At 63.7% G+C, this 17,977-nt stretch carries 16 protein-coding genes; 4 read left to right on the top strand and 12 right to left on the bottom strand.

What is annotated here, in order from left to right; all coding sequences use genetic code 11:
- Positions 1 to 157: 157 nt before the first annotated feature.
- The 3 genes from IB243_RS05075 (at position 158) to IB243_RS05085 (ending at position 2,628) form a co-directional block, all read left to right on the top strand.
- Entirely contained in the window at positions 158 to 1,390 is a 1,233-nt protein-coding gene (locus IB243_RS05075) for a Yip1 family protein (RefSeq protein WP_057270184.1), read from the top strand.
- Between the two features lie 291 nt (positions 1,391 to 1,681).
- Positions 1,682 to 2,242 (top strand): DUF4166 domain-containing protein, encoded by a 561-nt coding sequence (locus IB243_RS05080; RefSeq protein ID WP_192425520.1) that lies wholly within the window; start codon positions 1,682 to 1,684, stop codon positions 2,240 to 2,242.
- A complete protein-coding gene (locus IB243_RS05085; RefSeq protein ID WP_192425522.1) occupies positions 2,239 to 2,628 on the top strand; it encodes a thiol-disulfide oxidoreductase DCC family protein in 390 nt (129 codons plus the stop codon). The genes IB243_RS05080 and IB243_RS05085 overlap by 4 nt, the downstream gene beginning before the upstream one ends.
- A 118-nt stretch (positions 2,629 to 2,746) precedes the next feature.
- Here IB243_RS05085 and IB243_RS05090 read toward each other — a convergent pair whose 3' ends face one another.
- Entirely contained in the window at positions 2,747 to 3,811 is a 1,065-nt protein-coding gene (locus IB243_RS05090) for an ABC transporter ATP-binding protein (protein WP_010459491.1), read from the bottom strand.
- Positions 3,812 to 3,928: 117 nt separating this feature from the next.
- On the opposite strand from IB243_RS05090, the gene IB243_RS05095 reads away from it, so the two are divergent.
- Positions 3,929 to 5,566 (top strand): iron ABC transporter permease, encoded by a 1,638-nt coding sequence (locus IB243_RS05095; RefSeq protein ID WP_192425524.1) that lies wholly within the window; start codon positions 3,929 to 3,931, stop codon positions 5,564 to 5,566.
- Positions 5,567 to 5,626: 60 nt separating this feature from the next.
- On the opposite strand, the gene IB243_RS05100 is transcribed toward IB243_RS05095, so the two are convergent.
- The 11 genes from IB243_RS05100 to IB243_RS05150 form a co-directional block, all read right to left on the bottom strand.
- Positions 5,627 to 6,973: an extracellular solute-binding protein gene (locus tag IB243_RS05100; RefSeq protein ID WP_010459486.1), complete on the bottom strand. Its 1,347-nt coding sequence runs from the start codon at positions 6,971 to 6,973 to the stop codon at positions 5,627 to 5,629.
- Positions 6,974 to 6,996: 23 nt separating this feature from the next.
- Positions 6,997 to 8,478: a methyl-accepting chemotaxis protein gene (locus IB243_RS05105; RefSeq protein ID WP_192425526.1), complete on the bottom strand. Its 1,482-nt coding sequence runs from the start codon at positions 8,476 to 8,478 to the stop codon at positions 6,997 to 6,999.
- 115 nt (positions 8,479 to 8,593) lie between these two features.
- Entirely contained in the window at positions 8,594 to 9,418 is an 825-nt protein-coding gene (locus IB243_RS05110; protein WP_029413279.1) for a carbohydrate ABC transporter permease, read from the bottom strand.
- Between the two features lie 15 nt (positions 9,419 to 9,433).
- Complete coding sequence (locus tag IB243_RS05115; RefSeq protein WP_029413277.1) at positions 9,434 to 10,309, bottom strand: carbohydrate ABC transporter permease; 876 nt, start codon at positions 10,307 to 10,309, stop codon at positions 9,434 to 9,436.
- 12 nt (positions 10,310 to 10,321) lie between these two features.
- On the bottom strand, positions 10,322 to 11,653 hold the full coding sequence (locus IB243_RS05120) for an extracellular solute-binding protein (protein WP_192425528.1): 1,332 nt from the start codon (positions 11,651 to 11,653) through the stop codon (positions 10,322 to 10,324).
- A gap of 29 nt (positions 11,654 to 11,682) precedes the next feature.
- The gene (locus IB243_RS05125) at positions 11,683 to 12,789 is read right to left on the bottom strand and encodes an ABC transporter ATP-binding protein (protein ID WP_192425529.1); all 1,107 of its coding nucleotides are present in this window, start codon (positions 12,787 to 12,789) and stop codon (positions 11,683 to 11,685) included.
- Between the two features lie 15 nt (positions 12,790 to 12,804).
- On the bottom strand, positions 12,805 to 13,548 hold the full coding sequence (locus tag IB243_RS05130) for a cytochrome b561 domain-containing protein (protein ID WP_192426312.1): 744 nt from the start codon (positions 13,546 to 13,548) through the stop codon (positions 12,805 to 12,807).
- Between the two features lie 169 nt (positions 13,549 to 13,717).
- Positions 13,718 to 14,647: a YncE family protein gene (locus IB243_RS05135; RefSeq protein WP_225584758.1), complete on the bottom strand. Its 930-nt coding sequence runs from the start codon at positions 14,645 to 14,647 to the stop codon at positions 13,718 to 13,720.
- Between the two features lie 2 nt (positions 14,648 to 14,649).
- A complete protein-coding gene (locus IB243_RS05140) occupies positions 14,650 to 15,585 on the bottom strand; it encodes an SMP-30/gluconolactonase/LRE family protein (RefSeq protein WP_225584759.1) in 936 nt (311 codons plus the stop codon).
- A gap of 2 nt (positions 15,586 to 15,587) precedes the next feature.
- Positions 15,588 to 17,033: an aldehyde dehydrogenase family protein gene (locus IB243_RS05145; protein WP_192425533.1), complete on the bottom strand. Its 1,446-nt coding sequence runs from the start codon at positions 17,031 to 17,033 to the stop codon at positions 15,588 to 15,590.
- 8 nt (positions 17,034 to 17,041) lie between these two features.
- On the bottom strand, positions 17,042 to 17,971 hold the full coding sequence (locus IB243_RS05150) for a dihydrodipicolinate synthase family protein (protein WP_192425535.1): 930 nt from the start codon (positions 17,969 to 17,971) through the stop codon (positions 17,042 to 17,044).
- Positions 17,972 to 17,977 lie beyond the last annotated feature (6 nt).

A 17,977-nucleotide genomic window follows, 5' to 3' on the forward strand; every position in this document is an offset into this window, starting at 1 on the left:
CCTTGGTGGGCAAAAGCGTGCATATTCCACGTTTGCAGCCGCGTGGGTTGCACAGCCGGTCTCAATGCCACGCAATTTCCCGTATCGTCCGCGTCTTTCGGCCTGCCAGCGCACGCAAAAGCGCTTGCAGGCCCGCCAACACTGCCGGGAGGGCACCATGAACCTGATTGAGCGCGCCAAGAGCATTCTTTTGCAACCCAAGGAGACCTGGGCCACCATCGACACGGAAAGCACCGATGTCGCAACCCTGTTTACCCGCTACGCCATGGTCCTCGCTGCCATTCCGGCGGTCTGTGGATTCATCGGCATGTCGCTGATTGGTTTTGGGGGCTTTGGCGTCACCATCCGTACGCCCTTCGTCGCCGGGTTGGTGAACATGGTGGTGTCGTATGTGCTGAGCCTGGTGGGGGTGTTTGTGCTCGGGCTCATCATCGACGCGCTGGCCCCCACGTTTGGCGGCCAGAAGAGTCCCATCCAGGCGCTGAAGGTGGCGGTGTACGCCAGCACGGCCGCGATGCTGGGTGGGGTGTTCAGCCTGCTGCCCGCGCTGGCCATGCTGGGCCTGCTGGCGGCGCTGTACTCCATCTACCTGCTCTACACCGGCCTGCCGGTGCTCATGAAGAACACCCCCGAGAAGTCGGTGGTCTACACCGTGGTGGTCATCATCGCGGCCATCGTGATGGGGGTGGTCATCGGTGCCGTCAGTGCGCTTTTCCTGCCCCGTGGCGGTGCGATGTTTGGCGGGGCCGATGCACCTTCCATCACCATGAACACGCCGGGTGGCAAGGTCTCCATCGACACCGCCGGCCTGGAGGCCGCGGGCAAGAAGATGGAAGAGGCCGCCCGCAAGATGGAAGAAGCCCAAAAGAGCCAGGACCCCGCCGCCATTGCCGCCGCCGCTGGCAATGCTGCCAAGGCGGCTGCAGGAGCGTTCGGTGGAGGCCAGGCCATTGCCGCGCAATCGCTCAAGGGAGCGCTGCCAGAAAAGCTGGCAGGCCTGCCGCGCACGGGCTTTGATGTGCAGGACGGCGCGGCCCTGGGCCTGCCCACCAGCCAGGCCAGTGCGCAATACGGCAACGATACCCGGCAGGTGCGCCTGGAGATCGTAGACATCGGGGGCCTGGGGCAGGTGGCGGTGATGGCCATGGGCATGGCTCAGGGCGAAAAGGAAGACAAGACCAGCGCCGAGAAGACTTGGCAGGAAGGCGGCCGCACCCTGCACCAGCGCTACGAAAAGGATGGCAGCCATGCCGAGTTCAAGACCATTCTGAAGAACGGCCTGGTGGTCAGCATCGAGGGTGACAACATGGGCGTCAAGGAGCTGCAGGGCTTCATGTCGCAGGTAGACCTCAATGCCCTGGAAGGCTTGCAGCGCAAGGGCAAGTCCTGAGAGGCTGAGAGTCTTTTATCCATGCCCGCCCTGCACGCCAAAAAGCCCCGGCTCGTCGTTGCAAATGCTCGCCATAGCCCGAGCTATGGCTGTGCTTTGCGCCTAGATCCGAGGCTTTTTGGCGCGCCTTTCGGGCTCGGCTAAAAAACTCTCAGCCTCTGAGTGCGCGGGGCTCCCTGTTCAACCCGACAGGCCGACTGATGTCGGCCTTTTTCTTTCTTGCAGGCGGTCGGGTGGCTGGCGTGGCAGGCGATAGACTGCATTGAGGCGATCTTCCACAGCCCCCATCACATGCACCCCTTGTCCTTGTACCAGCGCGCCATGGGCCCCGCATACCTGCGTCTGGCGCCGGCATTGGCGCGGTTTCACGCGTTGTCGGGACCACAGCGTTTGTCGGGCCATGTGCTGGTGGATGCCCCCGCGAACTGGCTGGCGCGTGTCCTGGCCCTCGCACTGGGCGCGCCCCAGCGTGCTGTGCAAGGGCCGATCTCCTTCGAGCTGGATGCGCGCCCGGATGCTGAGGTGTGGACCCGCCACTTTCCCGCGCAGACCATGCAGTCCACCTTGCGCGGGGCGGCAGGCCGGGTGGTGGAGCATCTGGGGGCAGCGCGGTTGACGTTTGTGCTGCACGAGACCGAAGGGCGCCTGGTGATGCAACTGCAGCAGCTGCATTTTTGCGGCATACCCTGCCCGGCGTGGCTGCGCCCCCAGGTGGTGGCGGAGGAGACCGGGGTGGGCGATGCGCTCCACTTTCATGTGCAGGCCACCGTGCGGGGGGTGGGGCATGTGGTCCGCTACCAGGGGCACCTGATGGTGCCACCGGATGCTGTACAGGCGGGGGCTTCTGCATGATTGTGGTGTTTGATGGGCAGTGCCTGCTCTGCAACGGTTGGGTGCAGTTTCTGCTGCGGCACGACCCTGCGCAGCGCATCCGGTTTGCATCCATCCAGAGCGCGGTAGGGCAACAACTGCTGGCGCGGGCGGGGCTGAAGGTGGATGGCTTGCAGACCCTGCTGGTCATTGACGGCGACCGCAGCTGGCAGCACACCGCCGCCATCCTGCGGGTGTTGCACTCGCTGGGCTGGCCCTGGCGGCTTGCGTGGGTGGGCTGGCTGGTGCCCGCACCGCTGCGCGACGCGCTGTACCGCTGGGTGGCGCGCAACCGCCACCGGATCTGGGGTCGGTCAGACACCTGCATGGTGCCGTCGCCAGAGACCGCGGCGCGTTTCCTGGATTGATGGCGTGCCAGGGCAGCGTGCCTGCGATGGGCTACGGGGTGATGATTTTCAAAAATGATAGCTTGTTGCGCTTTGTAGATAAGCGCTAGAGCCCATTTTTATTCGAATTCTCAAACCGTCATCCCCGGGGGAAGGTCACCACATGGTCTACCTCTGCGCGGATGCCGATCCACTCGCCCAGGGCATGGTCGTGGTGGCTGGGCACGTGGGCCAGCACGGTGTGGCCACTGGCCAGGCGCAGCGTGTACAGAAACTCCGAACCCCGGAACGACTTGCGCACGATCTGCGCCTGCACAGGGGCATGGTCGTCGTGCACGATGTCATCGGCGCGCAGCAGCACATCACATTCGCCACCGGGGTAGCTGCCGGGCAGGGGGCATTCTTCCAGGTCGGTCAGCTCGCCCAGCGGCGTTTGTGCCACCACGTTGTTGCCGCGCTGCACCAGCGTAGCCGGGGCGAACACGCCGTGGCCGATGAAGTCGGCCACAAACCGCGTGGCGGGGCGGTGGTACAGCGTGTACGCATCGTCCCACTGGTGCAGGTGGCCTTCGTTCATGACACCAATCACGTCGCCAATGGCAAACGCCTCGAACTGGTCGTGCGTCACAAACAGGGCCGTGGCACCTGCGGCTTTCAAAATGCCGCGCACCTCGTGCGCGAGGCGCTCGCGCAGGTCCACATCCAGGTTGGAGAAAGGTTCGTCCAGAAGCATGAGCTGGGGGCGCGGTGCCAGGGCCCGCGCCAGCGCCACGCGCTGCTGCTGCCCGCCGGAAAGCTCGTGAGGAAAGCGGTTCTCGCTGCCTTCCAGCCCCACCAGCTGCAGCACTTCGGTCACGCGCGCGGCCTGTTCGGCCCGGGGCAACTGGTGGATGCCAAAGGCCACATTGCGGCCCACGGACAGGTGCGGAAACAGCGCGTAGTCCTGGAACACCATGCCAATGCGCCGCAGCTCGGGCGGCACGCTCAGCGTGGCGCTGCTGACCACACTTTTGGTCAGGCGGATCTCACCGCCCGTCACGGGCTCCAGCCCCGCCACAGCGCGCAGCAAGGTCGTCTTGCCGCAGCCCGAGGGGCCAATCAGTACACCGATATCGCCTGCGTGCAGGCCCAGCGTGACACCTTCTACCGCTGCATGGGGGCGGCCTGTGTAGTGCACTTGGAGTTGGGAGACCTCTAGAAACATGCCGTGATTCTAGGTGGGCAGGGGCGAATGCTTAAAATTCGCATTTGCATTCCAGAACGTCGCCCGGCCTGAGCCCGGCCACGGGTGTGCGCTTCTTCCCTCTGCCGAGCCCTTGCCTTGCGCCGCACGCCTTCTTTTGCCCTTCGCACCGTTCCCCTGATCCTGTTCGCAGGTTTTCTGGCGCTGCCCGTGCTGGCGGTGCTGGCGTCGTGGCTGCCGTTTTCGCCCGCCGGGCAGGGCGATGCGCAGGCGGGCGCCATCCTGCGGGAGATGGCGGCCACCGTGTTGCCCGGTTATGTGTGGACCACGCTGTGGCTGAGCGTGCTGGTGGCCCTGGGCGCGGCCGTTGTGGGCACGGGCACGGCGGCGGCCGTCACGCTGTTCGACTTTCCGGGCCGCCGCACGTTTGAATGGCTGCTGCTGTTGCCCCTGGCCATGCCGGCCTATGTCACGGCGTATGCGTACACCGACTTCTTGCAGTTCAGCGGCCCGCTGCAGGTGGGCCTGCGCAACACCTTCGGCCTGGAAGGCCGCCTGCTGCCCGAGGTGCGCAGCCTGGGCGGTGCGGTGTGGGTGTTCATCTTCTCGCTCTACCCGTATGTCTACCTGCTGGCGCGCACGGCGCTGGGTGAGCGCGCGGCACACCTCATGGAGGCCGCGCGCCTGCTGGGCGCACCACTGCCGCGCCGCATCCGCGCTGTGGCCCTGCCCCTGGCCCGCCCGGCAGTGGCGGCGGGCGTGGCCCTGGTGCTGATGGAAACGCTGGCCGACTTTGGCGTGGCCAGCTACTTCGGCATCCAGACCTTCACCACGGGCATCTACAAGGCCTGGCTGTCCATGGACAACCGGCTGGCCGCCGCGCAGCTGGCCACCATGCTGCTGGTGGTGGTGATGGCGCTGCTGCACCTGGAGCACCGCGCGCAAAAACGCATGCGTTTTGCCACGGGCGGCGGGCGTGCAGGGTCGGCCGAGGCGCAGCCGCTGGTGCTGCGTGGCGCGCGCCGCTGGGCGGCCTGGGCGGTGTGCGCCGTGCCGGTGGTCATGGGTTTTGTGGCCCCCGTGGCCTTCATGCTGCGCCCTCTGGCGTCCGACTGGTCGGTGCTGCCGTGGGAACGTTTCATGGAATGGGCCTGGCACAGCGTGCGCCTGGGGGGCATCACCGCCGCGCTGGCGGTGGTGATCGCGCTGGCCCTGGCGTTTGCGGTGCGCCGCCAGCCCGACGCCGTGACGCGCGGCGTGGTGCAGCTGGCCAGCGTGGGCTATGCCGTGCCGGGTGCCGTCATCGTGGTGGGCCTGCTGCTGCCCGTGGGCTGGCTGCAGGCGGCCATGCCGCAGTGGGGCGTGGGTGCGCTGGTCACCGCCACGGCGTTTGGCATCGTTTGGGCCTATCTGGTGCGGTTTTGTGCCGTGGCCTTGCAGTCCCTGCAAAGCGGCTACGCGCGCATTCCGCTCAGTCTGGATGACTCCGCCCGCATGCTGGGCATCGGTAGCCCCGGCCTGTTGGCGCGCGTCCACTGGCCGCTGCTCAAGCGCTCCACGGCCGCCGCTGCGCTGCTGGTGTTTGTGGATGTGATGAAGGAACTGCCCGCCACCATGGTGCTGCGCCCCTTCAACAGCGATACGCTGGCTGTGGTGGCCTACCAGTTGGCGCGCGACGAGCGCCTGGGCGAAGCCGCCTTGCCGTCACTGGCGCTGGTGGCGGTGGGGCTGGTGCCGGTGATTTTGCTGAGCCGGACGTTGCGCAGCAGAGTGTGATCGCCGCTTCTATCTGCTCGGGGTTGCTCGCCGCTCGGGCAGGACTCCCCGGCGGTGGTCTCAGTGGTGTGCAGCACCCACCAAGTAGCCTTCTCTTCGCATGATCGCAGCGACTGCCATGGCTGCCTTGTCCAGCGCCGGCTGCGCCGCGCTTTTGCCTTGCAGAACCTGGTGGACCGCCGCGCCCAGCACCTCCGTGTTGATCTCATCCCAAGGCGGGATGATGGGGCGCCAGTTCGGGTCGGCGTCGTTGATGCTGTGCCGCAAAACGGAAAACTCCGGGAACCGGGCCAGCAAGGCCGCATCAGCCAACGTGGATTGGCGTTGGGGTGCGCCGCCCAGTTCAGCGACTGCCTTGTCCTGCGCTTTGGCCGTGAGCCACTGCAGGAGAAGGAACGCGGCATCAGGGTTGCGCGCTTTCTGAGGAATCGCCAGCCCCAGACCACCCGATTGTGCGGAGTGGCGACTTCCTTTGGGGTGCCGCGCGTAGGCCACCTTGCCGTCCACGCGTGACTTCGTGGCGTCACGCACCGCGCCAAAGACGATGGTGGAATCCAGGTACATCGTTGCCTGTCCCTGAAGGAACGCATTCATCATGGCGCTCTGGTCAAAGTCGAGCGCCCCGGCGGGGCCGGTTTCCATCACCTGGCGCAGCAGGTTCAGGGCCCGCACGCCCGAGGCATCGTTGAAGCGGGGTGTCCAGTTGTTCTCAAAAATCTTCCCTCCGATCGGGTTCAGGTGCAGCAACCATGCGTGTACACATTGGTGCCCGGCCTTGCCACGTGAGGTGAGGGCGCCAAGCCCCGTCTTTTCGCGCAGCCTGGGCAGCATCCGCTCCAGCTCAAAGTAAGTGCTGGGTGGGGCGATCTGGTGGGCGTCAAACAGGTCCTTGCGGTAGGCAAGGATGGAGGTTTCTGCACCGTAGGGCAGGCCATACAACTGCGCAGAGCCGCCTGCCAGGTAGCCTTTCCAGCCGCCGACGAGGCCAATGTTTTCCAGATAGCCCGGAACGATGTCCTTGAGGTCAAAGTCGGTGGGCGTGAACGCGGCGTTCTCCAGGTATGGCGCCAGAGGCCGGATCAGGCCTCTCTTGACGTATTCACCCTTCCACATCGCCACGTAGCAGACCAGATCGAAATCGCAACTGTCCTTTTGCATCTCCGCCAGCTGCAGGCGTTTCATTTCAGGCAAAGGCTGTGGGTCGGTATCGACGCGTATTCCCGTCTCCCGGGTGAACGCGGGCAGCAGCTTGCGCATGGCGTCGTAGTGGGGGTGTGTCGGAATGCTCATGCGCACCGTCTGGCCGCGGTAGGGCGCGTAGCGTTCCTGTGCGTGGCTCGTTGTAGGGTGCAGCCATGCGGCGGCAGTCCATGATCCCAGGTGTCCCAACAGGTGGCGGCGTTGCATGGCGTGTATCTCCAGGGTGGTGGTCAGTGGGTATCTACAAGGTAGATGCCGGATGAGACAAAGGTGTTTTCAACCCGCTGGACAAACGCCTTTTTCACCATGATTTTCTGGGTGACCGGATTGAAAATATGGTACGGAGCGGACCAGCCCGAGCCCTGTTGCAAGGCCAGATCCCGTGAGTTCTTCACGATGGCGGTTCCGTTGGCGTCCCTCATGTCGATGAGGTTCTTGCCGACGTTGCCGGGGTTTGCTCCGTGCGCCAGGCTCACGCCGTCCATGCTGTAGACGGTGATGTAGAGATCACGGTCCTTGAACGCGCTGCCGTGCGTGAACTCCAGGTAGGCGCGCTCGGCACCCAGGCGCTCAATCAGGTCGACAGCCCTTTGCACCTGGGCCTGCGCTTCGGCGGGCGAGCCATTGAGCGTGAAGGCATTGACGGACTCCACCAGCCTGCCGACCTGTGCGCGCAATTGTTGGGATGCGCCGGCGGTTTGCTCCACCAGGGCGGCGTTCTGCTGCGTGGATTCATCGATCACGGTCACCGAGTGCGCCAGCGCCTCGATTTCCTGTCGCTGCAACTGGCTAGCCTGCGTGATCTCTGCCATGACATCCCGCATGGACGAGAGCGCCTTGCCGATGTCCGACAACCTTCCCGTGGCCTGCCCTACCTGTTGCACACCTTCGCCAATGCGGGTGGTACTGCCAGCGATGATCTGCTTGATCTCGCGGGCGGCTTCGGCGCTGCGCTGTGCCAGCGAACGCACTTCGTCGGCGACGACGGCAAATCCCCGGCCGTGCGCTCCGGCGCGCGCTGCTTCAATGGCCGCATTCAACGCAAGAATGTTGGTTTGAAAGGCGATGCCATCAATCAGGGCAATGATTTCGTAGGCCTTGCCTGACTCTGCTGCGATCGCCTCCATGGTCTTTTGCACCTCTTTAAAGGCATCACTTCCCCGTTGGCCGGACGCTGAGGCATGTTCCGCCATCGTGTGCCCCGCATCCGCCGCATCAGCGACGCGGTGCACATGGGCGCTGAAGGCTTCGACTGCGGTGGTGGTATGTTGCAGTGCAATCGCTTGTTGTTCCGTGCGCGCGGAAAGGTCGGTATTGGCATGCGATATCTCGTCGCTGGCGGTGTCAACCTCCTGGGCACCGCTGCGGACCTTGAACACAACCCGGGTGAGAGAGGCCTGCATGTCCCGCATGGCCGAGACCAGCGCTGAAAATTCGTCCTGCGCGGGGTCGAAAATGAGGCTCGTCAGGTTGCCGCCTTTCACATCGTCGGCAAATCGCTGCGCCACCGATACCCGTTCGGAAATCCGGTGCGTCACCCAGGCCGCGATGCCCAGCAAACAGGCTGCAACCAAGGCCACGGTAATCCACAGCGCGGAGGATGCATACGCCGCCGCTCCTGGGACCCCGGTCGCAGATTCCGACGCTGGAAATTTCAGCCTATTCAGCTGCGCATGGACATGCCACGCGCCCGCAAAAAGCAGCGTGAGCACGGCCAGTGTCAGCAGCAGCATCTGGCCACCAATACCGATGTTCTTTGAAAGGAGTTTCATAGGGCTTGCGGCGGTCAAGGTGGCAGAGGCGTCGTTTTGCGCTCAGATGGACAGATCAGCCTTTGACAGCTCCGGCAGTAAGGCCGGTGATGATCTGGCGCGCCGCAACGAAGGTGAAGATCAGGGGCGGAATGGCAATAAGGCTTGCCATTGCCATCACGCGGCCCCAATCCACACCCATGTCGGTGATGAAAAGCGATGCAGCCACGGGCAGCGTGCGGGTGTGCCGATCGGTGAGCACCAGGGCCAAAATGAACTCGTTCCAGGCGATGCGGAAAGTGAAGATCGATGCCGCGGCGAGACCCGGTGCCATCAGTGGCAGCAACACTTTGGTGAACACGCGCAAGGGACCGCATCCGTCGATGGCGGCGGCCTCTTCGAGCTCGATTGGCACCTGCAGCACAAAGCCGTACAGCAGCCAGATCGTGAAGGGCAGGTTCACCGCCACGTACAGCAAAACCAGGCCCCAAAGGCTGTTGACCAGATGCCACTCGTTCCAGATGAGGAACACCGGAATGGCCAGCACTGCCAGTGGAACCGTGCGCAGCAGCAGCGTGGTGTAGGCCAACGTGCGTCGCCCGGGAAACTGAAACCGGGCGAGCCCGTAGGCAGCCATGCATCCAAGCACCAGCGTGATGGCGGTGGAGACAACGCCCACGAACAGGCTGTTGTAGAGGTAGCGGTCGAACTTGTCTTCCTGCAGCACCGCGCGGTAGTTCTCCAGCGTGGGCGCAAAAATGAAGTTCAGGGGATCGGCAAAAATGTCCACCTGCTGGCGCAAGCTGGTCGCAAAAATGACTACGATCGGGGCCATGCAGATCACCGCCAGGGTGATCAGCATGGCGTAGTGGGACATGCTAATAAAAGGCGAGCGTTTCATGGAGGGGAATCCGGGTTATCTGCGGTTGTCGAGTGGGTTGGAGATTCGCAGCGCGACCCACGACAGCCCCGCGACGACGACCAGCAGCAGCACCGAGATGGCCGCAGCAACGCCCAGCTGCTGTCCCACAAAAGCTGTCTTGTAGATGTGCAGTGCAAGGATTTCGGTGGAGTCTCCGGGACCGCCAAAGGTGAGTACATAGATCACCTCCAGCACCCGGAAGGCATCCACCAAGCGCATCATCAGCGTGATGGCGATGACATGCGCAATCATGGGCAGCTTCACCAGCAGCGTCATCTGCCACCAGTTGGCACCATCGATGCGCGAGGCCTCGATCACCGCACCGTCCACGTTGGCCAGCGCGGCCACCATCATGATGAAAACAAAGGGCGTCCACTGCCAGATGTCCGCGATCACGATGGCCGCAAAGGCCAGCGTCGGGTCGGCCAGCCACGTCAGCGGTGCAATGTGCAGCAGACCCAGCACCGCATTGATGATGCCGAACTGCGCATCGAACATGTAGCGCCACGCCAGGCCGACGGCAATCGGCGCGATCATCATCGGAAGGATGAACAGGGTGCGAAAAAACGCGGTGCCACGCACCGGGCGCTCCAGAGCCAGTGCGAGAGAAATTCCCAGCACCATCTCTGCGGTAACACAGACCGCCGCAAATACCAGGGTGGTCCACAGTGACGACCAGACCCTGGCGTTGCTGAAGGCCGAGACGAAGGCGTCCAGACCCACCCAACGGGCATCGCTCCAGGGCGTGCCCATGCTCCAGTCATACAGGCCGAGCTGGATCGCAGAAAAAACGGGATAGAGGCACGCCGCAGCCATGATGACAACGGCGGGCCCAAGGTAGAGGGCCGGAACCCACGAGGGAGTGCGCATGGTGCCCTGGCCTTAGACCTTGTAGCCCGCTTCGCGCATCATCTGTGTGACGGGCGCGACCAGATCGTTCAACGCAGCTTCTGCGGTCTTTTTGCCGGTGAGCGCTTCGGAGATTCCAATGCCCAGCGCCTGGACGTTGATCTTGTCCCACACGGGGATGATCGGGCGCCAGTCGGGGTTCGAATATTTGAGGGCTTCCTTGAAGGTAATGAACTCGGGGTACTGGCGCACGAGGTCTGCATCAGAAAGCGTGGAGTTGCGCGTGGGTGCGCCGCCCACCTTGGTGACGGCCCTGTCCTGCTCTTTGGACGTGAGCCACTGCATCAGCAGAAAGCCCGCGTCCGCGTTCTTCGCATTCTTGGCAATGGCAAGCCCCAGGCCGCCAGACTGCGACGCCCTGCGCGTACCGGCCGGGTGCAGTGCCCAGCTCACCTTGCCTGCCACCTTGGACTTGGTCGGATCGTTCACCAGGCCGGCCAACGAGGTGGAATCGAGGTACATGGCTGCCTGGCCCTGCAGAAAGGCGGTGTTGCTTTCACCCTGGCCATACCCCGCGATACCCGCTGGGCCCGTGGCGACCACTTCCTGCAGAAACTGGAGTGCTTCCACGCCGATCTTGTCATTGAAGCGCGCGCGCCATTGGTCGTCGAACACGCTGCCGCCCAAGGGGTTGAGATGCAGCAGCCAGGCGTGCACCGCCTGGTGGCCGGCCTGGCCCCGCGATGCCAGTGCGCCGATGCTCTCTTTGTCCTTGATCACGCGCAGCAGCTGCCGGAACTCGGTGTAGTTCTCTGGTGCCTTCAGGTTGTGCTTTGCAAAAATGTCATTGCGGTATGCCAGTACCGAGGTTTCTGCGCCGTAAGGCAGGCCATAGAGTTTGGCGCCGGGGCCGGCAAGATAGCCCTTGGGACCGCCCACCATGCCCAGGTTTTCCAGGTAGACGGGAATGATGTCCTTGAGGTCGTAGGCCGGGTCTGCAAGCGCCGGGTTTTTCAGGAAAGGTTCCAGTGGCTGGATGAGGTTCTTGGAAACGTACTCACCCTTCCACATCACGACATAGCTGCCCAGGTCGTAGTCGCCCTGGGGCTTGGCCATTTCGAGCAACTGCTTTTCTTTCATGCGTCCCATGGCCAGGCGATCCGTCTCGATCTTGATGCCGGTTTCCTTGGTGAACTGCGGCAAGATCTTCACCATCGCGTCGTAGTGTGGATGGGCCGGGATGCTGAAGGTCACGGTCTGGCCTGCGTACTTGGCGTAGCGGTTTTGTGCCCGCGCGCCGCTGAGCGGAAGCCCCGCGCCAAAGACCGTAATGCCCGCACTTTTGACGAAATCGCGTCTTTTCATGGTGTTGTCTCCTGGGTAAAAACTGTGGTTCATGTGCGCAACGAGCGGCCTGAATCGGTCTCGAACACGTGCATGTCCTGGGGATCGAAATCGAGGTGGATGTTCTGGTGCAGCGACGCCTGGGCATTGCCCGACAGCATGGCCGCCACCCGCTGGCCGCCGGGGGTGTTCATGTGCCCGACTACCTGGCTTTCGGTGCCCAGGTACTCCACGACATCCACCTGCAGCTTCAACAGCGGCCTCTCGTTAGTGCCGGTGCTGGTACTGGGGCGAAACGCCTGTGGCCGTATGCCCAGCGTCAGCGCCTGGTCAGGCCGGGGCGATTGCCCAATGAGCCAGTCGGGAGCTGGCCACGCAAAGCCTTCGCCCCGTAAAAGCCCCACGCCGTGTTCCTGCGTATAGCGGGCTTTGAAGAAGTTCATCGTTGGGGTTCCGATGAAACCCGCCACAAAAATGCTGGCGGGCCGTGTGAACACTTCCGACGGCGTCCCGATCTGCTGAATGCGGCCTTTGTCGAAGATCACGATGCGAGACGCCAGCGTCATCGCTTCGATCTGGTCATGCGTCACGTAGACCGTGGTTTTGCCCAGACGCTCGTGCAGGATGGCGAGTTCGGCCCGCATGTGCCCGCGCAGCTTGGCGTCCAGGTTGGACAGGGGTTCGTCAAACAGGAACACCTTGGGTTCGCGCACGATGGCGCGCCCGATGGCCACACGCTGGCGTTGCCCACCCGACAGTTCCTTGGGCTTTCGGTTCAGCAGATGCTCAATGCTCAGGATCTTCGCGGCGGTACCGACTTTTTCGGCGATCTCGGCTTTGGGGCGCCCCAGGAGCCGCAGCGCAAACGACATGTTCTCTGCCACGTCCATGTGCGGGTACAAGGCGTAGTTCTGAAACACCATCGCGATATCGCGCTCCATCGGCGCCATGTTCGTGACGTCGCGTCCTGCGATGAAGATCTTTCCCTCCGAGGCCTCTTCCAGGCCGGCAATCATCCGAAGGGTGGTGCTTTTTCCGCAACCGGATTCACCCAGCAGTACAACAAATTCCCCCTCGTGGATCGTGAGGTCCATCTGTTGCACGACCGTCACATCGCCGAAGCGTTTGACCACGTTATTTAGTTCAAGTCCTGACATGGGTTCTCCTGGTGTCTATTGCTTTGTGGGTCGCTGGGGGCCCTGGCGGGCCGGTCCAAACTTCGTTGTCCATTCGGATGCCGCGTACCGCCGAACACCCCAGCCCGTGGGGCGCTTGCGACTGGCTTGGGTGCCGGTGTCTGGCCCCCAGATGGCTTGGTAGGTGTCCATGCACCGCCCTTGCCGTTGCATCACGACGAAGACCACCACCAGGCTGATCCACCACAGCCCGATGGCCAGCCACATCCAGCGGGGAGCGTCTGCCGCGGTGAGTCCGGTGAATACCGCAGCGACCGCAATCAGCAGCGCCAAGTAGCCTCCCGCCTTGTGCGTCCATTCGAATGTGGTGCGCCATGGCGTCATGTCGTAGTGGTCTCCGGCCATCCGCGGGTCGGTGGGGCCACCCTTGCTGCCCCGACCCCATGCCACGCCAATCTGCAGCACGCCCAGCGCGACCACCGTCCACCCCAACCTGGCATGCCAGAGCGCCGCTGCGGTGCGGCCCGAGCCCTGTCCCCAGGCGAGGTAGAGGCCGAAAAGCATGGCGATGACGCCCGTGTATTGCAGGCACCGGTGCGCGCGCCACCAGGCCTTGTTGTCCTTGACCTGCGGCCAGTCCTGCCCCGGCGTGACCTTGAAAAACCGCGCGGCCATCACGCCCATGGGCAGCACAAAGGCCCATGTCAACACCATGAGCCGCGCATGCCAGTAGGCCCACGGCGCAATGCTGTGGGTCGGTGCCCCGCTGATGGGGGTCATAAGCCAGTGAAGCCAATCAGTCACGGTCTAGTTCTCGCAGAGGGGGGCCACGTTGTTGGAGGATGGAAGGACCACGGAGGCACGCAATCGGTGGAATTTGGGCGTAGCTCGGCCCGCGCGCCCACGGGGGGCACGTGCACGAACCGAAATTAATTAGTGGTGGATTGCTTTAGAGCCTGACGACACGCGATACGTCGGGCTCACGTTGCGTGGATATCCAGCGATCAAAGCAAAGGGTGGTGAGGTTGAAGTACCCCAACTGGTCGTTGTCCTGGCTCACCAAGGCCAGTGGCTTGGTGGGGTGCAGGCTCAGCGCAATGGCGCGCGCCTGCATTGGAATGTGAGCGATCTCTTGCAGCGTCTCGGGGTCCACAATGGACAGGCTTCGCTCGCCGTAGTTCGTGACGATGAGCCGGCCGTCTCGGCTGAGGTACAGCCGTGTGGCGTCATCGCGCGAAGGTGCGCTGCGCTTGACTTGCATGGTGTCCGTGTCGATGGCGCACAGCGTGTTGCTCCAACGGCAGGTGACATACAAGGTCTTTTCGTCTTCGCTTAGCGCATAGCCTTCCGGCTTTTCCCCCGGGCTGCAGGCCACGGGCGAGAAGGTGGCGTCGTAGGGCCGAACCTTCGTGACCGTGTGGGACAGCAGGTTCATGGAGTACGCCGTCTGGCCATCGCGCGTCAGCGCGAAGAGATGGCTTTTGATGCCTCCGGTGGGGACCGCGCGGCGGGGGGCGACATCTGTGGCCGGGTGGTCCAGCACCACCAGTTGGGCACGGTCTTCGCTCAGTGCGTAGAGCCGGTCAAGGTTATCGATCTGCAGCCCGTGCAGGCGGTTGAATGGCGCAATGTTGATGGTGCGTTCGAGGCGGCGCTCTCTGATGTTGATCTGGAATATGCTGGTGCCGCCCTGGCCCAGATGGCCCGAGGTTTCCACGCCATAGTGGCCGATGTAGGCAAAGTCCTGCCGGGAATCGACCACAAACTCGTGCGGAAATTCGGGCAGTGCAATGCTCGCCGTGCGCTCACCACTCTCCAGGTCGTAATAGCTAAAGCAGTGGCTGCATTTTTCGACAAGCAGCAGTACATCACGGGTCATGGTCATTGATCTCCAGAGGTGTTGAGCGAAACGCGGTACAGCGAGGTACTCGCGGCGATGAAAAGTGACTTGCCGTCCTCGCCGCCGAAGGTCAGGTTGCCGACCTTCTCCGGGACCGGGATGCGTGCGAGCAGCGTTCCGTCTGGGTGGATGACCTGCACGCTGTCAGCGCTGCTGGTGTAGACCCAGCCTTGGCGGTCGACCCGAAAGCCGTCTGCCAGCCCGGGTTCTATGACAGCCAGCACGCGGGGCCTGTGCAGTTGTTTTCCCTCGACCTCAAAGGCCACGATGTGGTGGTTTCCGGAACCGTCCTGCCGCAGCGCGGCAGAGGTGTCGCTGACGTACAGCAGGCGCTCGTTGGGCGAGAACGCGATGCCGTTGGGCTCTTCGATGAAGTCACTGGCGATCTCCAGCGTGTGGCTTGCAGGGTCGTAGCAAAAGACGTAGTTGCCGGCCAGCTCGCTGGATGCCTTGTGGCCTTCGTAGTCACTGAGGATGCCGTAGGGCGGGTCGGTGAACCAAATGGTTCCGTCGCTGCGCACGACGATGTCGTTGGGAGAGTTCAGGCGTTTGCCAAGATAGCGATCCACGATCACCGCGTCTGGAGTGTCTGCATGGATTTGGCCATTGACCAGCGGGGTGCGAACGATGGCGCGCAGGCCGTGGGAGCAGTGCAGCAGATGACCCTCGAGGTCCAGGGTGTGGCCGTTGGTGAACTCCACGTTGCTGCGCCACACCGTCATTCCGTCAAGCGCCGACCAGCGCAGGATGCGGTTGTTGGGAATGTCGCTCCACAACACACAATCATCCTGCGACAGCCACACGGGGCCTTCGCTCCAGAGGGCCCCCGTGCACAGGCGCTCCAGGCGCGCGCAGCGCAGCACGTGAGAGGCTCGTGCGTCGAGAATTTGCGGCGGCAACAGTGCGTCAGCGGTCATGGTCATGCCAGGGTGTAAGCAGTCTTGATGCTGGTGTAGAAGTCGCGGGCGTAGCTGCCTTGCTCTTTGGGCCCGTAGCTGCTGCCCTTGCGCCCGCCAAAAGGCACGTGGTAGTCGACCCCCGCCGTAGGCAAATTCACCATGCACATCCCCGCCTGGATGTGGCGCTTGAAGTGCGCAGCGTGTTTCAGGCTGGTGGTGGCAATGCCGGCGGACAGCCCAAAAATCGTGTCGTTGGCGGTGGCCAGCCCCTCTTCATAGTTCTTGACGCAGACCACACTGGCCACCGGGCCAAAAACTTCTTCCAGGTTGATGCGCATGGCGTTGGTGGTGTTCGTCACCAGCGCCGGCGCCAGGAAGTAACCCTCTTGGCCACTGCCGGTGTGGCAAGGCACGCGGTGGCCGCCGGTCACGGTGCCGCCTTCGCTGCGCGCGATGCCGATGTAGAACTGGTCCTGTTCGAGCTGGCTTGCCGATACCACCGGCCCAATGTCCGTGCCCGGCGAGAGCGCATCCCCCACGCGCAAGCTGGCCATGCGCTCCTTAAGCGCCGTAACGAAGCGGTCGTGAATACCTTGCGTCACGATCAGTCGGCTGGAGGCGGTGCATCGCTGCCCGGTCGAATAAAACGCCGATTGCGCGGACAGCTCGACCGCCTGCTTCAGGTCAGCATCGTCAAGAATGACCTGGGGGTTCTTGCCGCCCATTTCCAGCTGCACCTTCTTGAGGTTGCGCGCGCAGGCCTCTGCAATCCTGCGGCCTACTCCCACCGAGCCGGTGAAGCTCACGGCGTCCACCCCGGGGTGTTCCACCAGGGCTTCACCGACCACGCTGCCCTTGCCCATGACCATGTTGAACACGCCTTCGGGAATGCCACTGCGCGCGATGATGTCCGCCAGCGCCCAGGCACTGGCAGGTACCAGGTCAGCCGGCTTGAAGACGACACAGTTGCCCCAGGCAAGTGCTGGCGCAATTTTCCAGGCCGGAATGGCGATGGGGAAATTCCAGGGCGTGATCAGCCCGACCACGCCCACGGGTTCGCGCGTGATTTCGACCCCGACGCCCGGCCGCACCGAAGGTAAAAGTTCTCCGCTCAGACGCAAAGACTCCCCGGCAAAGAACTTGAAGATATGGCCGGCCCGCGTCACTTCGCCAATGCCTTCCGGCCGTGTCTTGCCTTCCTCGCGGGACAGCAGTGCACCCAGCTCTTCGCGGCGCGCCAGAATTTCGGTGCCAATGCGGTCCAGCGCGTCGCTGCGTGCCTGCTCCGAACCCGTGCTCCAGCTGGGCAGTGCGCTGCGGGCCGCGGCGACGGCATCGTTGACGTCGCTGGTCGACGCCATGGCGTATTCGCCGATGACGTCCGCCAGGTTGCTGGGGTTGATGTTGGGGCTCATTGAGTCGCCTTCGCGCCACTCGCCGTTGATGAAGTTGGGATAGGTTTTCATGCTTGCTTTCAACGCGCCCAGCGCAGCACCAGCGGGTCCAGCCGGCGCGCGATGTCAATGAGGCCCCGGCGAACCTCGGGGTGCATGGCCGGGAAGGGGTGGCGCCCCGCCTCGCAGGCAATCACGCCGCCTTCCTTCATCAAGGCCTTGGCCGTCAGGATGCCGCCCTGGCGGTTCTCGTGGTTGATGAGGGGCAGCCAGCGTTGATAGAGCGCAAAGGCCTGGTCCATATCGCCCTGGCGGTGGGCCTCAATGATGGGGCGGATGCCATCGGGGAAGGCGCCGCCCGTCATCGCCCCGGTGGCACCGGCATCCAGGTCGGCCAGCAGGGTGATGGCTTCTTCTCCGTCCCACGGGCCTTCGATGGCCGCGCCGCCCAGGCGGATCAGCTCGCGCAGCTTGCTGGCGGCGCCGGGCACTTCGATCTTGAAGTAGGCCAGGTGCTCGATCTCCTGCGCCATGCGGGCGAGGAACGGGGCCGACAGCACGGTGCCGCTGGCGGGTGCGTCCTGCACCATGATCGGGATGCTGATCGCATCGGACACACGGGCGTAGAACTCGTAGATCTGCGCTTCGGGCACGCGGAAGGTGGCACCGTGGTAGGGCGGCATCACCATCACCATGGCGGCGCCCATGTCCTGTGCGGCCCGGCTGCGCTCGGCGCACACCCGGGTGCCGTAGTGGGTGGTGGTGACGATCACCGGTACGCGGCCTGCCACGTGTTCCAGCGAGATGCGGGTCAGCGTCTCGCGCTCCGCGTCGGACAGCGAGAACTGCTCGGAGAAGTTGGCCAGGATGCAGAGGCCATCCACGCCGGCGTCGATCATGAAGTCGAGGCAGCGCTTCTGGCTTTCAAGGTCGAGTGCACCTGACTCGGCGAATGTCGTCGGAACGACGGGGAAGATGCCCCTGTAGCGGGGGGCTTGGGCGGATGCCATGGCTGC

Origin of the sequence: Acidovorax sp. ACV01 (assembly GCF_014851495.1) — a bacterium.
Taxonomy (GTDB): domain Bacteria; phylum Pseudomonadota; class Gammaproteobacteria; order Burkholderiales; family Burkholderiaceae_C; genus Acidovorax; species Acidovorax radicis.

What these genes read in the sequence shown, in the direction of transcription:
- IB243_RS05120 (WP_192425528.1), bottom strand. Translation starts at nt 11,653, where the DNA reads ATGAAAAGACGCGATTTCGTCAAAAGTGCGGGCATTACGGTCTTTGGC.
- IB243_RS05135 (WP_225584758.1), bottom strand. Translation starts at nt 14,647, where the DNA reads ATGACCCGTGATGTACTGCTGCTTGTCGAAAAATGCAGCCACTGCTTT.
- IB243_RS05080 (WP_192425520.1), top strand. Translation starts at nt 1,682, where the DNA reads ATGCACCCCTTGTCCTTGTACCAGCGCGCCATGGGCCCCGCATACCTG.
- IB243_RS05150 (WP_192425535.1), bottom strand. Translation starts at nt 17,971, where the DNA reads ATGGCATCCGCCCAAGCCCCCCGCTACAGGGGCATCTTCCCCGTCGTT.
- IB243_RS05100 (WP_010459486.1), bottom strand. Translation starts at nt 6,973, where the DNA reads ATGCAACGCCGCCACCTGTTGGGACACCTGGGATCATGGACTGCCGCC.
- IB243_RS05085 (WP_192425522.1), top strand. Translation starts at nt 2,239, where the DNA reads ATGATTGTGGTGTTTGATGGGCAGTGCCTGCTCTGCAACGGTTGGGTG.
- IB243_RS05145 (WP_192425533.1), bottom strand. Translation starts at nt 17,033, where the DNA reads ATGAAAACCTATCCCAACTTCATCAACGGCGAGTGGCGCGAAGGCGAC.
- IB243_RS05110 (WP_029413279.1), bottom strand. Translation starts at nt 9,418, where the DNA reads ATGAAACGCTCGCCTTTTATTAGCATGTCCCACTACGCCATGCTGATC.
- IB243_RS05125 (WP_192425529.1), bottom strand. Translation starts at nt 12,789, where the DNA reads ATGTCAGGACTTGAACTAAATAACGTGGTCAAACGCTTCGGCGATGTG.
- IB243_RS05090 (WP_010459491.1), bottom strand. Translation starts at nt 3,811, where the DNA reads ATGTTTCTAGAGGTCTCCCAACTCCAAGTGCACTACACAGGCCGCCCC.
- IB243_RS05115 (WP_029413277.1), bottom strand. Translation starts at nt 10,309, where the DNA reads ATGCGCACTCCCTCGTGGGTTCCGGCCCTCTACCTTGGGCCCGCCGTT.
- IB243_RS05075 (WP_057270184.1), top strand. Translation starts at nt 158, where the DNA reads ATGAACCTGATTGAGCGCGCCAAGAGCATTCTTTTGCAACCCAAGGAG.
- IB243_RS05140 (WP_225584759.1), bottom strand. Translation starts at nt 15,585, where the DNA reads ATGACCGCTGACGCACTGTTGCCGCCGCAAATTCTCGACGCACGAGCC.
- IB243_RS05130 (WP_192426312.1), bottom strand. Translation starts at nt 13,548, where the DNA reads ATGACCCCCATCAGCGGGGCACCGACCCACAGCATTGCGCCGTGGGCC.